Below are 14,019 nucleotides of genomic sequence, written 5' to 3'. Positions count from 1 at the left end.
CGGCGCGCCCGCCGCAGGCTGCGTGCGGGGAAAGGCTTATGCTATGATTCGCTATCCCAAAGAAAAATATGAGTTCCCTGATGCTGGAAGCCAAAAGTCTGAGTTGCGTGCGCGATGAGCGCATCCTGTTTAGCGAGCTAAGCTTTTCAGTTCAGCCGGGCGATATCATTCAGGTAGAAGGGCCGAACGGCGCGGGCAAGACCAGTTTGCTGCGCATCCTCGCCGGTCTGGCGCGGCCGGACGGCGGCGAGGTGTGCTGGCGCGGGCGCAACACGTTGCGCGATCGCGCGGCGTATCAGCAAGATTTGCTGTTTATCGGCCATCAACCGGGCATCAAAGCCGTATTGACACCCTTTGAAAATCTGCAGTTTTATCAGGCGGTGCGCGGCGCGGTCGAGCATCAGGCCATCTGGCGCTCGCTGGAGCAGGTGGGGTTGGTGGGGTACGAAGATCTGCCGGTGGCGCAGCTTTCGGCCGGGCAACAGCGGCGGGTGGCGCTGGCGCGATTGTGGCTCAGCGCGGCGCCGCTGTGGATCCTCGATGAACCCTTGACGGCAATCGATAAACAGGGCGTGGCCGAGTTGATTAGCCTTTTTGAACAACATGCGCAGCGGGGCGGCATGGTATTGTTGACCACGCATCAGGATTTGGCCGGCGTCAGCCAAACGGTGGGCAAAATTCGTTTGGCGGAACACGACGCGGGGAGTTTGTGATGTTTTTGACTCTGGTGCGTCGCGAATTGAAGATCGCCTGCCGTAAAGGGTCGGAGATCGTCAACCCACTGTGGTTTTTCCTGATTGTGATCACGCTGTTCCCGCTGGGGATTGGCCCTGAACCGCAGCTGCTGGCGCGCATTGCGCCGGGCATCGTGTGGGTGGCGGCGCTGCTGGCTTCGCTGCTGTCGCTGGAGCGGCTGTTTCGCGACGACTTTCTCGACGGTTCGCTGGAGCAGCTGTTGCTGCTGCCGACGCCGCTGCCGATGACGGTGCTGGGCAAAGTGTGTGCTCACTGGGTTGTGACGGGATTGCCGCTGCTGATCCTGTCGCCGCTGGTGGCGTTGCTGTTGTCGCTCGATATGCAAACCTGGTTGGCGGTGGCGGGGACGCTGCTGCTCGGTACGCCGACGCTGAGCCTGATCGGCGCCATCGGCGTGGGGTTGACCGTCGGCCTGCGCAAAGGGGGCGTGCTGCTCAGCCTGCTGGTGCTGCCGCTGTATATCCCGGTGCTGATCTTTGCCACCGGCGCGATCGACGCTGCCTCGATGGGCATGCCGATCGACGGCTACCTGGCGATACTCGGCGCGATGCTGGCGGGCAGCGTGACATTGGCGCCGTTTGCCACCGCGGCGGCGCTGCGGGTGAGCGTGCACTAGCTAACGTATTGAATGAACAGACGGGGCAAGGCCGACAAGAGCGTACCCCGTAGAAGATTTGCGCCGTTTCGATCGCTCGGAGCGGCCGACGCATAAAAATTACCGTGAGCACTGACGACAATGTGGAAATGGTTACATCAACTGGCGCGGCCTGAACGGCTGTATCACGTCTGCGGCCGCTTTATCCCCTGGCTGGGGCTGGCGGCGGCGGCCTGCCTGCTGCTTGGCTGGGCATGGGGCTTTGGTTTCGCACCGAAGGATTATCAGCAGGGCGACAGCTTCCGCATCATTTATATTCACGTGCCGGCGGCCATGTGGTCGATGGGCATCTATGCCTCGATGGCGGTGGCGGCGTTTATCGGCCTGGTGTGGCAGATGAAAATGTCCGATACCGTGGTGGCGGCGATGGCGCCGATCGGCGCGGTGTTCACCTTTATCGCGCTGGTGACCGGCTCCGCCTGGGGCAAGCCGATGTGGGGCACCTGGTGGGTATGGGACGCGCGGCTGACCTCCGAGCTGGTGCTGCTGTTCCTCTATATGGGCGTTATCGCGCTGTATAACGCTTTTGAAGACCGTCGCCTGGCGGGCCGGGCCGCCGGCATTCTGGTGCTGGTGGGCGTGGTGAACATTCCGATCATCCATTTCTCCGTCGAATGGTGGAATACGCTGCATCAGGGCTCGACCAACATGCAGCAATCCATCGCGCCAAGCATGCGCACCCCGCTGCGCTGGGCGATCCTCGGCTATCTGCTGTTGTTCATCACGCTGACGCTGATGCGCCTGCGCAATCTTATCCTGTTCCAGGAGCGCCAGCGCCCGTGGGTTGCCGGGCTGGTGAATAAGGAGCGTCAGTCATGAATGCCGCGTTCGATTCCTGGCCGGCGTTTTTCGCCATGGGCGGTTATGCCTTCTATGTCTGGCTGGCGGTCGCCGTCACGCTGATTTCGCTGTTGGGGCTGGTGGCGCACACCGTCTGGCAGCGACGGCTATTGCTCGCCGAGATCGGCCGCCGTCAGGCGCGCGAGCGGCGCATTCGCCATGCGCAACAATCAAAACAAAAATCCGCCGCACCGCGGGAGAAATCATTGTGAATCCACGTCGTAAAAGCCGCCTTTATCTGGCGATCGTTGTGCTGATCGGCATCGCGCTGACCGCAACCCTGATGCTGTACGCGCTGCGCTCCAACATCGATCTGTTCTACACCCCGGGTGAAATCCTGCAGGGTAAGGGCGAAAACCATGAGAAGCCCGAGGTCGGCCAGCGGCTGCGCATCGGAGGCATGGTGATGCCCGGCTCGGTGAAACGCGATCCCAATACGCTGCAGGTCAGCTTCAAGATTTACGATGCGCGCGGCGCGATCGGCGTGACCTACACCGGCATTCTGCCGGACCTGTTCCGCGAAGGGCAGGGCGTGGTGGCGCAGGGCGTGCTGGGCGAGGGCAACGTGGTCAACGCGCGCGAAGTGCTGGCCAAGCACGACGAGAAATACACCCCGCCGGAAGTGGCCGACGCGATGAAAGAGAATCACAAAGGGCCGGCGGAAGCGTATAACGCGCCGCAGGCGGAGGGCGCCAAGTCATGATGCCGGAACTGGGCAGTTTTCTGCTGTGCCTGGCGCTGGCGATCGCGCTGCTGCTGAGCATTTACCCGCAGTGGGGCGCGGCGCGGCAGGACAGCCGCATGATGGCGGTGGCCCGCCCGCTGACCTACGGCATGTTCGCCGCGATTGCGCTGGCGTTCCTGTGCCTGGTGCATGCCTTCGTGGTCAATGACTTTACCGTCGCCTACGTGGCCACCAACTCCAATACCCAACTGCCGGTGTATTACCGCATCGCCGCCACCTGGGGGGCGCACGAAGGTTCGCTGCTGCTGTGGGTGCTGCTGCTGAGCTGCTGGTCGCTGGCGGTGGCGTTGTGCAGCCGGGCGATGCCACAGGACGCGGTGGCGCGGGTGTTGTCGGTGATGGGCATGATCACCGCCGGCTTCCTGCTGTTCATCATCATGACCTCCAACCCGTTCACCCGCACGTTGCCTAACTTCCCGATCGACGGCAGCGATCTCAACCCGCTGCTGCAGGATATCGGCCTGATCTTCCACCCGCCGCTGCTGTACATGGGCTATGTCGGCTTCTCGGTCGCCTTCGCGTTCGCCATCGCCTCGCTGATGGCCGGCCGGCTCGACACCGCCTGGGCGCGCTGGTCGCGCCCGTGGACCACCGCCGCCTGGGTGTTCCTCACGCTGGGCATCGTGCTCGGATCGGCCTGGGCCTACTATGAGCTGGGCTGGGGCGGCTGGTGGTTCTGGGATCCGGTGGAGAACGCTTCCTTTATGCCGTGGCTGGCCGGCACCGCGCTGATGCATTCGCTGGCGGTGACCGAGAAACGCGGCACGTTCAAAGCCTGGACGGTGTTGCTGGCGATCACCGCTTTCTCGCTGTGCCTGCTGGGCACCTTCCTGGTGCGCTCCGGCGTGCTGGTCTCGGTGCACTCCTTCGCCTCCGATCCGGCGCGCGGCATGTTTATTCTCGCCTATCTGGTGATCGTCATCGGCGGTTCGCTGCTGCTGTACGCGGTCAAGGGCGGCCAGGTGCGCAGCCGGGTGCAGCACGAGACCTTCTCGCGCGAGACCTTCCTGCTGGGCAACAACGTGCTGCTGATCGCCGCCATGCTGGTGGTGCTGTTGGGCACGCTGCTGCCGCTGGTGCACAAACAGTTGGGGCTGGGCAGCATTTCGATCGGCGAGCCGTTCTTCAACACCATGTTCACCTGGCTGATGGCGCCGCTGGCGCTGCTGTTGGGCATCGGGCCGCTGGTGCGCTGGCGCCGCGATGAGCCGGGCAAGCTGTGGCGCCGCCTCGGCGTGGCGCTGCTGGTGACGCTGGTGCTGTCGATTCTGCTGCCGTGGCTGTTGCAGGACAGCATCGCCGGCATGACGGTGGTGGGCCTGATTATGGCGCTGTGGGTGATCATCCTGACGCTGATGGAGCTGCATGAGCGCGCCACCCATCGTCACGGTTTCTGGCGCGGCCTGCGGCAGCTGTCCCGTAGCCACTGGGGCATGGTGCTCGGCCACCTCGGCGTGGCGGTGACGGTGATCGGCATCGCCTTCAGCCAGAACTACAGCGTGGAGCGCGACGTGCGGATGAAGGCCGGCGACAGCGTGGATATCCACAACTATCACTTCGTGTTCCGCGACGTGCACGACATTCGCGGCCCGAACTACAGCGGCGGCGTCGGCATCATCGACGTCACGCGCAACGGCAAGCCGGAGGCGACGCTGCACGCGGAGAAACGCTACTACAGCGTGGCGCGCAGCATGATGACCGAGGCGGCGATCGACGGCGGGTTCAGCCGCGATCTGTACGCAGCGCTGGGCGAGGAGCTGGAAGACGGATCCTGGGCGGTGCGTCTGTATTACAAACCCTTCGTGCGCTGGATCTGGTTCGGCGGCGTCTTTATGGCGCTCGGCGGCCTGCTGTGCATTCTCGACCCGCGTTATCGCATGAGCAAAAAGCTCAAGCGTGAAGGCAAGCTGGAGGCGCAATCATGAAGCGTAAGCTGCTGTTTATCCCGTTGGTGCTCTTCCTGCTGCTGGTGGCGGCCCTGATGGTGCAACTGACGCGCAACGCCGGCGGCGAAGATCCGACCATGCTGGAGTCGGCGCTGATCGGCAAACCGGTGCCGACCTTCAGGCTGGAATCGTTGGATCAGCCGGGCAAAACCTACGATCAGGCGGTGCTGCGCGACGGCAAGCCGATATTGCTCAACGTCTGGGCCACCTGGTGTCCGACCTGCCGCGCGGAGCACCAGTATCTCAATACGCTGGCGGCGCGCGGCGTGCGGGTGGTCGGCTTGAACTATAAAGACGATCGCGCCAAGGCGGTGACCTGGCTTAATTCCCTCGGCAATCCCTATGCGCTCAGCCTGTACGACGGCGACGGCATGCTGGGGTTGGATCTTGGGGTGTACGGCGCGCCTGAGACCTTCCTTATCGACGGACAGGGGATCATTCGCTATCGCCATGCCGGCGACATGAACGAGCGCGTCTGGCAGCAGGAAGTGCTGCCGCTGTATAGAAAGTACGGGGGTGAGGCATGAGGCTGATTGCCCTGCTGTTCGCCGCATTGCTGAGCTGGAGCGCCGCTGCGGCGATCGATACCTATCGCTTCAACTCCGTCGAGCAGGAGCAACAGTATCGCGAGTTGACCGAACAGCTGCGCTGCCCGAAATGCCAGAACAACAGCATTGCCGATTCCAACGCTATTATCGCCGCAGACATGCGCACCAAGGTGTACGAGCTGATGATGCAGGGGCAAAGCAAGCAGCAGATCATCGACTACATGGTGGCGCGTTATGGCAATTTCGTCACCTACGAACCGCCGGTAACGCCGGCGACGCTGATCTTGTGGATCGGCCCGCTGCTGTTCGTGCTGATAGGCGGGGCGGTGGTGATCCTGCGCACCCGTCGCCGGCTCGATGCGGCGGTGGACGATGAATTCTCCGAACGGGAACGGCAGCGCCTGGCGGCGTTGTTGCAAGAGACTGACAGGAAGAAACCCTAATGGCTTTTTGGCTGATTATTTGCGTGTTGCTGGCCGGCGCCGCCGCGTTGCTGGTGGTGCCGGCGATGCGCCACGGCAAACAGAGCGCCGCTACGCGCGATGCGCTGAACAAGGCGTTCTATCAGGATCGCCTCAGCGAACTGGAGCAGGACGAGCAGCAGGGCGTGGTGGCCGAGCGCCCGGAGCTGGTTAAAGAGCTGCAACAGAACCTGTTGAACGACATCCCCGTCGAACAGGCAGAGCAGGCGAAACCGATCAACCGTTGGGCGTTAGTGCCGGGCGTGCTGTTATTGCTGGCGGTGACCGTTGGCTTTTATCTGAAAACCGGCGGGTTGGCGCAGGTGCTGGATTGGCGTCTGGTGCAGGCGCAAATGCCGGAATTGCGTGAGCGTGTCGCCAATGAGCGCGCCAAACCGCTGAGCATGGAAGAGATCGCTCGCCTCGGGCTGGGGCTGCGCACCGAGCTGCAGCAGGACGATCGCAATATCAATGACTGGATGATGCTGGGGCGCGTCGGCATGGCGTTGAACAACGCCACCACCGCCACGCAGGCATTTGCTCATGCCTATCAATTGGATCCGAATAGTCTGGAAGTGCGGCTCGGCTATGCCGAGGTCTTGACGCGATCCAACGATCCGGAGGATAACAAGCAGGCGACGCAGCTGTTGCGGCGCATGATCGCGGAAAATCACAGCGATCCGCGGGTGCTCAGCCTGTTGGCGTTCAACGCTTTCGAACAGGGCGATTTCAAACAGGCGATCGGCGCCTGGCAAGTGATGCTGCAGCTGCTGCCGGCCAACGATCCGCGCGCGGAAGTGATAAAGCGCAGTATTGCACAAGCAAAAGCCCAGGCCGGCGGAGAAACTGTTAAACTGAATGTGACTGTTTCACTGTCACCGCAGGCGGCGAAAGCCATGCCGCCGCAGGGGACGCTGGTTATCTCGGTGACCGACGGCGTCAGCCCGGTGCCGGTCGCGGTAAAACAATTGCCGCTGAGCCGTTTTCCGCTGTCTTTCTCTCTGGACGACAGCAACGCCATGATGCCCGAGCGTCTACTCTCGGCACAGCATCAGGTGCAGGTGCGTGTGCGCCTCTCACAGGACGGATTGGCCACGCCGCAGCCGGGGGACTGGTTCGGCGAAAGCTCGCTGCAGACATTCAGCGGCAAAGAGCAGGTTAGCGTTCAGATAAACAAGCAGGTCCCTGAAAAATAAGACCGAACGTGTTTTTATGGAGAAAAATATGAACTTTCGCCTGACTGGGGTGGCATTCGCAGCGGCATTACTGGTGGGCTGTGCCAGCGCGCCAGACAATGAGCCGCAAGGGCGTTCCGATCCTCTGGAAGGATTTAACCGGACGATGTTCGACTTCAACTACAACGTCCTGGATCCTTATATCCTGCGTCCGGTCGCGGTGGCCTGGCGTGACTACGTGCCGATGCCGGCGCGTAACGGCATCAGCAACTTCACCTCCAACCTGGAAGAGCCGGCCAGCATGGTCAACGCCTTCCTGAAGGGGGATCCTTACCGCGGGATGATCCACTTCAACCGTTTCTTCCTGAACACCCTGCTCGGGATGGGCGGCCTGATCGACGTGGCCGGCATGGCCAACCCGAAACTGGCGCGCGAAGAGCCGAACCGTTTCGGCAGCACGTTGGGGCATTACGATGTGGGCTACGGTCCGTACGTGATGCTGCCGGGCTACGGCAGCTTTACCCTGCGTGAAGACGGCGGCGACTTTGCGGATACGCTGTATCCGATGCTGAGCTACCTGACTTTCTGGATGTCGGCGGGCAAATGGGTGGTCGAGGGTATCGAAACTCGCGCTCAACTGCTGGATTCCGACGGCCTGCTGCGCAACTCCTCCGATCCTTATGTCATGGTGCGCGAAGCTTACTTCCAGCGCCACGACTTCATCGCCAACGGCGGTTCGCTCAAGCCGGAAGAGAACCCGAACGCCAAGGCGATTCAGGGCGATCTGGACGAGATCGACTCGCAGTAACCGCCGGCTTTATGCCCATGAAAACCCGCCGTCTGGCGGGTTTTTTTACGCCCGCTGCGAGCGACAGGCAAAGAAAAAGCGCCCCGCGGGGCGCTTTGGCATCCATCTCAAGCGAGATTAGAAGCGGTAGTTGAAGTTGGCGCCGTACAGCCAGGCTTTACCCACCGAGTTGAAGGTGTAAGGACCTTCATTGATGGTGACTTTCTGGCCGTGCATGTAGGACACGCCGACGTCAACCGAGGCGTCTTTGTTGAACGCATAGGTAGTACCGGCACTCAGCCAGAAACGATCCTGATCGGGAATGGAAATCGAACGGTTTTGGGCAGGCACCGGGCTGTCATCGAAGGCGATACCGGTACGGAAGGTCCAGTTGTCGTCGTAGAAGTAGGTGGTGCCCAATGCGATACGGTAGGCATCGCGGAAGCCTTCATGCTTCTCGAACAGCGTCTGGCCGTTGTTGCCGGTGGCTCTCAGCTCCTGGAACTGGCTCCAACTGGTGTAGGCCAGGCTGTAGTGAACGGCCCACTGCGGCGCCACTTTGTTGTAACCGGACAGCTCCCACATTTCCGGCAGGTTCAGATCCAGAGAACCTGGAATGGTGCTGCCGCTGGTGCCCCACGGTAAACCAACGCCCAGCGCCTGGGTAATTGGGTTGTACTGTGCCGGCAGGCTGCTCTTGTAATCGCCGTCGAACTTGATTTTCACTTCAGAGCGATAGGTGAAGCCGTAACGGTTGTTTTCATCCACTTCGTAGAGAATACCGGCGTTCCAGCCGAAGCCCCATTTATCGCCTTTCAGGTGAGAAATCTGGGTATCGCCAGGGATTTGAGCGATCATTCCGGCTTGCTGCTGCGTTAATCTACCGGTTTGTAAGCCTTGAGCGGCCAATAGCTTAGGCAATTCACCGGCGTAACGCTCGAGTTTAGCCTTGGCGTAGACGGCGTCAAAGCCCAGGCCAAAGCTGAAGTGTTGGTCCAGACGATAGGCGCCGCTCAGGTTCAGGTTCAGGGTTTCCAGATCGGTTTTACCGCCGTAAGCGCCTGCGGTGTAACCGTTATTGAATTCGGTCGCCAAACCGAAGTTGCTGGTGACCGAGCCGCCTACGGCGAATTGATCGTTAATCGGGTGAACATAATGCAGGTTCGGCACCCAGGCGGTCGGCGCGATGTTTTTCGCATCCAGACTGGCGCGGGAAGGTGAGGTACCGGAAATATCTACGTCCGGATCGATGAAGACTGCGCCGAAAGAGAGTTCCGGGCGGGTATACATCATCAGCAACGCCGGGTTGCGGCTTGCGGAGGCCGCCGTATCCGCCATGGCGCCTTCGCCAGAATACGAACGTCCTAAACCAGCTGATGAGAACTCATTCAGCTGGAATCCTGCGGCAGACACGTTTGAAGAAATAATTGCCACTGCAGCTGCGAGAGCTGATTTAGTCAATAGGTTTTTCTGGCTCATGACCAAAACCTCATTATGTGTTTATTATTTAAACTATTGTTACACGAAGTAACAAGGAGCGCGGGATTGTAGGGTCCGTTATCGTTCAGACAAATCAGACCAGTGGCTGAAGTATAGGTCTGACCTGTGAAAATGTTGCAAGTTTGTTTTTGAAATATTTCCACTCTGATATCAAAAAAGAGATCTGCTTAACAAAAAGACAGTGGTAAATAACAAAATTCTTACCATTTCTTAGCAGGCGCTCATTTTTATTTGTGATTTCCATCACTTAAAACACCCAGTAAAAGTAAGTGCTAGTGATTGCCGGCTTGGGAGCGTAAAATACCCACAGAATTTCGTGGCTTTGCGCCGGTGAATAAAACGGCAATTTGGGCTGATAACAGAGGCCCTTGAGGAGAACCAATCATGTCAGATGCAATTAATAAATGCAGCGCCCAGGAAACCGCCGCGTGTTGCTGCGTGGATGTCGGCACCGTGATGGATAACACCGATTGCACCGCGTCCTACAGCCAGGTGTTCAGTAATCAACAAGATGCGGAAGCGATGCTGGCGGCCCTGAGCGAAAAGGCGCGCGCGGTCGAATCCGATCCTTGTGACATCAGCAGTAGCATTAAACCGGTTGACGGTGGCGTGCAGTTGGAGGCCGATTTCACCTTCGCCTGCCAGGCGGAAACCCTGATCTTCCAGCTCGGCCTGCGTTAATCCCCGCTTTACCCCCGGCGCCGCCTGCTGCGCGCCGGGGATTTCCTTCCCCGTGCCGCCCCGATAGAAAGTGCGCCTGCTCGCAGTTTTGATCTCTGCCGGTTTGCCAAATGTAACCGTTTGGTTAACAATGACCTCATCAGGTCAGACCTCTTTCTGCCCATTGCGCTGACGTTATTTTCTTCAGGAGCATTTATGAGTAAGGCACTGCCGTTGGTGACCCGTCATGGTGACCGCATTGCGATTGTGAATGGACTGCGTACCCCCTTTGCCAAACAGGCGACTGCCTATCACGGCATTCCGGCGGTGGATTTAGGGAAAACGGCGGTGAGCGAGCTGTTGGCGCGCAGCGGTATCGATCCGCAGCTTATCGAACAGCTGGTGTTCGGCCAGGTGGTGCAAATGCCCGAGGCGCCGAACATCGCGCGTGAGATCGTGCTTGGCACCGGCATGAGCGTCCATACTGACGCCTACAGCGTGTCGCGCGCCTGCGCCACCAGCTTCCAGGCGATCGCTAACGTGGCGGAGAGCATCATGGCCGGCAGCATCAGCGTCGGCATCGCCGGCGGGGCGGATTCGTCTTCCGTCTTGCCGATCGGCGTCAGCAAGGCGCTGGCACGCACGCTGGTGGACGTCAACAAGGCGCGTACGCTGTCGCAGCGTCTCAAACTGTTCAGCCGGCTGAAATTCCGCGATCTGATGCCGGTGCCACCGGCGGTGGCGGAGTATTCCACCGGGCTGCGCATGGGCGATACCGCCGAGCAGATGGCGAAGAGCCACGGCATCACCCGCGAGACGCAGGATGCGCTGGCGCACCGTTCCCACGAGCTGGCGGCCAAGGCCTGGCAGCAGGGGTGGCTGCGCGACGAGGTCATGACCGCCTACGTGCCGCCGTACCGCGCACAGCTTTCTGAAGACAACAACATCCGCAAAGACTCCAGCCTGGCTTCCTACGCCAAGCTGAAACCGGCGTTCGATCGCAAGCACGGCAGCGTCACTGCGGCCAACAGCACGCCGTTGACCGACGGTGCGGCGGCGGTACTGATGATGAGCGAATCGCGCGCCAAAGAGCTGGGGCTGCAGCCGCTCGGCTATCTGCGCAGTTTCGCCTTTGCCGCCATCGACGTGTGGGAAGACATGCTGCTGGGGCCCTCCTACGCCACGCCGCTGGCGCTGGATCGCGCCGGCATCGGCCTGGCCGATCTGACGCTCATCGACATGCATGAAGCCTTCGCCGCGCAAACGCTGGCCAACCTGAAGATGTTCGCCAGCGAAGCGTTCGCCCGCGAGAAGCTTGGCCGCAGCCAGGCAATCGGCGAAGTGGACATGGACAAATTCAACGTATTGGGCGGTTCTATCGCCTATGGTCACCCGTTCGCCGCCACCGGCGCGCGCATGATTACCCAGACGCTGCGTGAGCTGAAACGCCGTGGCGGCGGGCTGGGCCTGACCACCGCCTGCGCCGCCGGCGGGTTAGGGGCCGCGATGATCGTGGAGGTGGAATGATGAGCGTCGAAAACGCATTGCACGAGCAGCGCGCCAAACCGTCGGCCTTTCAACTGACGATCCGCCCCGACAACATCGGGGTGATCACCATCGACGTGCCGGGCGACAAGGTCAATACGCTCAAAGCCGAGTTCGTCGAACAGGTTAACGACGTGCTGATCCGCGCGCAGCAGCATACTGCGCTGGAAGGGCTGGTGATCGTTTCCGGCAAGCCGGACTCGTTTATCGCCGGCGCCGATATCACCATGATCGCCGCCTGCACCAGCGCCAAAGAGGCGGAAACGCTGGCCAAGAAAGGGCAGAGCACCCTGGCGCAGATCGCCGCCTTCCCGGTGCCGGTGGTGGCAGCCATCCACGGCGCCTGCCTGGGCGGCGGGCTGGAATTGGCGCTGGCCTGCCACGGCCGCGTCTGTTCGCTGGATGACAAAACCGCGCTCGGTCTGCCGGAAGTGCAGCTGGGCCTGCTGCCGGGCTCCGGCGGCACTCAGCGCCTGCCGCGCCTGATAGGCGCCGCCAAGGCGCTGGACATGATCCTGACCGGCAAGCACATTCGCGCCCGCCAGGCGCTGCGCATGGGACTGGTGGACGACGCCGTGCCGCAATCGATTTTGCTGCAGACCGCCATCGAGCGGGTGAAACAGGGCTGGAAGCATCAGCGCGAGCTGCCGTGGCAGGATCGTCTGCTCAACGGCCCGCTGGGCAGAAATCTGCTGTTCAGCATCGTGCGCAAGAAAACGTTGGCGAAAACGCACGGCAACTACCCGGCGGCGGAGCGCATCATTCAGGTGGTGCGCTCCGGGCTGGATCACGGCAGCGCCAGCGGCTATGAAGCCGAAGCGCGCGCCTTTGGCGAGCTGGCGATGACGCCGCAATCGGCGGCGCTGCGCAGCCTGTTCTTCGCTTCCACCGCGCTGAAAAAAGAGCGGGGCGGCGATGCTCAGCCGCGCGCCTTGCATCGCGTCGGCATTCTCGGCGGCGGCCTGATGGGTGGCGGCATCGCCTGCGTCACCGCCACACGCGGCGGTTTGCCGGTTCGCATCAAAGACATCAATGAAACCGGCATCAATCATGCGCTGAAATACAGTTGGGACGTGCTCGGCAAGCGGGTGCGCAGCAAGCGCATGCGCCCGGCGGAACGGCAAAAACAGATGATGCTGATCTCCGGCTCTACCGATTACACCGGCTTCGAGCAGGTGGATATCGTGGTCGAGGCGGTGTTTGAGGATCTGGCGCTGAAGCAGAAGATGGTGGCCGAGGTCGAAGCGAACTGCGCGCCGCATACCGTGTTCGCCTCCAATACTTCCTCGCTGCCTATCGGTCAAATCGCCGAACAGGCCCAGCGGCCGCAGCAGGTGATCGGTCTGCACTACTTCAGCCCGGTGGACAAAATGCCGCTGGTGGAAGTGATCCCGCACGCTGGCACAAGCGAAGAGACTATCGCGACCACCGTGGCGCTGGCGCACAAGCAGGGCAAGACCGCCATCGTGGTGGGCGACAGCGCCGGTTTTTATGTCAACCGCATCCTGGCGCCGTACATCAACGAAGCGGCGCGCTGCCTGCTGGAAGGCGAGCCCATTGAATCGCTGGACAAAGCGCTGGTGGACTTCGGCTTCCCGGTCGGCCCCATCACCCTGTTGGACGAAGTGGGCATCGACGTCGGCACCAAGATCATTCCGGTGCTGGTCGAGGCGCTGGGGCCGCGCTTCGCCGCGCCTGCCGCGTTCGATGCGGTGCTGAAGGACGGGCGCAAAGGGCGCAAGAACGGCCGTGGCTTCTATCTTTACCCGAGCGAGGGGCAGCAGCGTCAGCGGCGTAAGCGCGCGGATACCTCATTGTATACGTTGCTCGGCGTCACGCCGAAGGCGCACATGCTGCCGGCGACCATTGCCCAGCGCTGCGTGATGATGATGCTGAACGAAGCGGCGCGCTGTCTGGATGAAGGCGTGATCCGCAGCGCGCGCGACGGCGACATCGGTGCGGTATTCGGCATCGGTTTCCCGCCGTTCCTTGGCGGCCCGTTCCGCTATATGGATGAACTCGGCGCCGAGAAAGTGGTGAAGACGCTGGACTACCTGCGTCAGCAGCACGGCGAGCACTTCGCGCCGTGCGAGCGCCTGCAGCGCATGGCGCAGCAGGGCGAACGTTTTTACCCGCTGGGGAGTTGAACGCAGGGCGGCCCGATTTGCACTATAGTTGCAACAGGGCCGCGTTGTGATCGCCATCACTCCTTGCGACAGCGTCAGCCCGTGAGGCTGTACAGCAAGGCTGCGGCAGCGGTAAGTTAGCTTGAGCGCCATCAATAATTTTCATGGCGAAAAGGTTAAAATTTAACCCGTTGAATTGATTGTTCTATGAGCAATCGAGGTTTGCCCGGGGAGGATTGCTGTAAAAAACAGCGTTTTCTTTACGCAAACTTTCA

14 protein-coding genes are annotated in these 14,019 nt (G+C 61.1%); 13 read left to right on the top strand and 1 reads right to left on the bottom strand.

Annotation, left to right across the window (positions count from 1 at the left end; genetic code table 11):
• Positions 1-80: 80 nt before the first annotated feature.
• The 10 genes from ccmA to mlaA all read left to right on the top strand — a co-directional run bounded on the left by ccmA (position 81) and on the right by mlaA (position 7,934).
• Positions 81-713, top strand: a complete 633-nt coding sequence (gene ccmA, locus EDY99_RS14345) for a cytochrome c biogenesis heme-transporting ATPase CcmA (RefSeq protein ID WP_123062181.1) — start codon at positions 81-83, stop codon at positions 711-713.
• Positions 713-1,372 carry a heme exporter protein CcmB gene (ccmB, locus tag EDY99_RS14340; protein WP_025303731.1) on the top strand — a complete coding sequence of 220 codons (660 nt, stop codon included), beginning with the start codon at positions 713-715 and terminating at the stop codon, positions 1,370-1,372. The genes ccmA and ccmB overlap by 1 nt, the downstream gene beginning before the upstream one ends.
• A 120-nt stretch (positions 1,373-1,492) precedes the next feature.
• The gene (locus tag EDY99_RS14335) at positions 1,493-2,230 is read left to right on the top strand and encodes a heme ABC transporter permease (protein ID WP_042785127.1); all 738 of its coding nucleotides are present in this window, start codon (positions 1,493-1,495) and stop codon (positions 2,228-2,230) included.
• A complete protein-coding gene (ccmD, locus tag EDY99_RS14330; protein ID WP_033651976.1) occupies positions 2,227-2,463 on the top strand; it encodes a heme exporter protein CcmD in 237 nt (78 codons plus the stop codon). Before EDY99_RS14335 ends, ccmD begins: the two co-directional genes overlap by 4 nt.
• Entirely contained in the window at positions 2,460-2,954 is a 495-nt protein-coding gene (ccmE, locus tag EDY99_RS14325; RefSeq protein ID WP_004936264.1) for a cytochrome c maturation protein CcmE, read from the top strand. Before ccmD ends, ccmE begins: the two co-directional genes overlap by 4 nt.
• Positions 2,951-4,921, top strand: coding sequence for a heme lyase CcmF/NrfE family subunit (locus EDY99_RS14320; RefSeq protein WP_033643917.1), 1,971 nt, complete (start codon positions 2,951-2,953; stop codon positions 4,919-4,921). The genes ccmE and EDY99_RS14320 overlap by 4 nt, the downstream gene beginning before the upstream one ends.
• The gene (locus tag EDY99_RS14315; RefSeq protein ID WP_033643916.1) at positions 4,918-5,469 is read left to right on the top strand and encodes a DsbE family thiol:disulfide interchange protein; all 552 of its coding nucleotides are present in this window, start codon (positions 4,918-4,920) and stop codon (positions 5,467-5,469) included. The genes EDY99_RS14320 and EDY99_RS14315 overlap by 4 nt, the downstream gene beginning before the upstream one ends.
• On the top strand, positions 5,466-5,933 hold the full coding sequence (locus EDY99_RS14310) for a cytochrome c-type biogenesis protein (RefSeq protein ID WP_047025282.1): 468 nt from the start codon (positions 5,466-5,468) through the stop codon (positions 5,931-5,933). Before EDY99_RS14315 ends, EDY99_RS14310 begins: the two co-directional genes overlap by 4 nt.
• A complete protein-coding gene (gene ccmI / locus EDY99_RS14305; RefSeq protein WP_033651975.1) occupies positions 5,933-7,147 on the top strand; it encodes a c-type cytochrome biogenesis protein CcmI in 1,215 nt (404 codons plus the stop codon). The genes EDY99_RS14310 and ccmI overlap by 1 nt, the downstream gene beginning before the upstream one ends.
• A gap of 28 nt (positions 7,148-7,175) precedes the next feature.
• A complete protein-coding gene (mlaA, locus tag EDY99_RS14300) occupies positions 7,176-7,934 on the top strand; it encodes a phospholipid-binding lipoprotein MlaA (RefSeq protein ID WP_033643913.1) in 759 nt (252 codons plus the stop codon).
• A gap of 117 nt (positions 7,935-8,051) precedes the next feature.
• Here mlaA and fadL read toward each other — a convergent pair whose 3' ends face one another.
• Positions 8,052-9,392 (bottom strand): long-chain fatty acid transporter FadL, encoded by a 1,341-nt coding sequence (gene fadL, locus EDY99_RS14295; RefSeq protein ID WP_042785124.1) that lies wholly within the window; start codon positions 9,390-9,392, stop codon positions 8,052-8,054.
• A gap of 405 nt (positions 9,393-9,797) precedes the next feature.
• On the opposite strand from fadL, the gene EDY99_RS14290 reads away from it, so the two are divergent.
• The 3 genes from EDY99_RS14290 to fadJ all read left to right on the top strand — a co-directional run bounded on the left by EDY99_RS14290 (position 9,798) and on the right by fadJ (position 13,765).
• A complete protein-coding gene (locus EDY99_RS14290) occupies positions 9,798-10,094 on the top strand; it encodes a YfcZ/YiiS family protein (RefSeq protein WP_072145088.1) in 297 nt (98 codons plus the stop codon).
• A gap of 195 nt (positions 10,095-10,289) precedes the next feature.
• Entirely contained in the window at positions 10,290-11,600 is a 1,311-nt protein-coding gene (fadI, locus tag EDY99_RS14285; RefSeq protein WP_123061863.1) for an acetyl-CoA C-acyltransferase FadI, read from the top strand.
• Positions 11,600-13,765: a fatty acid oxidation complex subunit alpha FadJ gene (gene fadJ / locus EDY99_RS14280; protein ID WP_123061862.1), complete on the top strand. Its 2,166-nt coding sequence runs from the start codon at positions 11,600-11,602 to the stop codon at positions 13,763-13,765. The genes fadI and fadJ overlap by 1 nt, the downstream gene beginning before the upstream one ends.
• Positions 13,766-14,019: the final 254 nt, after the last annotated feature.

Origin of the sequence: Serratia sp. LS-1, assembly GCF_003719595.1 — a bacterium.
GTDB lineage: Bacteria > Pseudomonadota > Gammaproteobacteria > Enterobacterales > Enterobacteriaceae > Serratia > Serratia ureilytica.
Note: the sequence above shows the minus strand (reverse complement) of the source record. Positions and strands in the feature narration are given on the sequence as shown.

Excerpts from the sequence above, each read along its gene's own strand:
- ccmA (WP_123062181.1), top strand. The coding sequence starts at position 81 with ATGCTGGAAGCCAAAAGTCTGAGTTGCGTGCGCGATGAGCGCATCCTG.
- ccmB (WP_025303731.1), top strand. The coding sequence starts at position 713 with ATGTTTTTGACTCTGGTGCGTCGCGAATTGAAGATCGCCTGCCGTAAA.
- EDY99_RS14335 (WP_042785127.1), top strand. The coding sequence starts at position 1,493 with ATGTGGAAATGGTTACATCAACTGGCGCGGCCTGAACGGCTGTATCAC.
- ccmD (WP_033651976.1), top strand. The coding sequence starts at position 2,227 with ATGAATGCCGCGTTCGATTCCTGGCCGGCGTTTTTCGCCATGGGCGGT.
- EDY99_RS14320 (WP_033643917.1), top strand. The coding sequence starts at position 2,951 with ATGATGCCGGAACTGGGCAGTTTTCTGCTGTGCCTGGCGCTGGCGATC.
- EDY99_RS14315 (WP_033643916.1), top strand. The coding sequence starts at position 4,918 with ATGAAGCGTAAGCTGCTGTTTATCCCGTTGGTGCTCTTCCTGCTGCTG.
- EDY99_RS14310 (WP_047025282.1), top strand. The coding sequence starts at position 5,466 with ATGAGGCTGATTGCCCTGCTGTTCGCCGCATTGCTGAGCTGGAGCGCC.
- ccmI (WP_033651975.1), top strand. The coding sequence starts at position 5,933 with ATGGCTTTTTGGCTGATTATTTGCGTGTTGCTGGCCGGCGCCGCCGCG.
- mlaA (WP_033643913.1), top strand. The coding sequence starts at position 7,176 with ATGAACTTTCGCCTGACTGGGGTGGCATTCGCAGCGGCATTACTGGTG.
- fadL (WP_042785124.1), bottom strand. The coding sequence starts at position 9,392 with ATGAGCCAGAAAAACCTATTGACTAAATCAGCTCTCGCAGCTGCAGTG.
- EDY99_RS14290 (WP_072145088.1), top strand. The coding sequence starts at position 9,798 with ATGTCAGATGCAATTAATAAATGCAGCGCCCAGGAAACCGCCGCGTGT.
- fadI (WP_123061863.1), top strand. The coding sequence starts at position 10,290 with ATGAGTAAGGCACTGCCGTTGGTGACCCGTCATGGTGACCGCATTGCG.
- fadJ (WP_123061862.1), top strand. The coding sequence starts at position 11,600 with ATGAGCGTCGAAAACGCATTGCACGAGCAGCGCGCCAAACCGTCGGCC.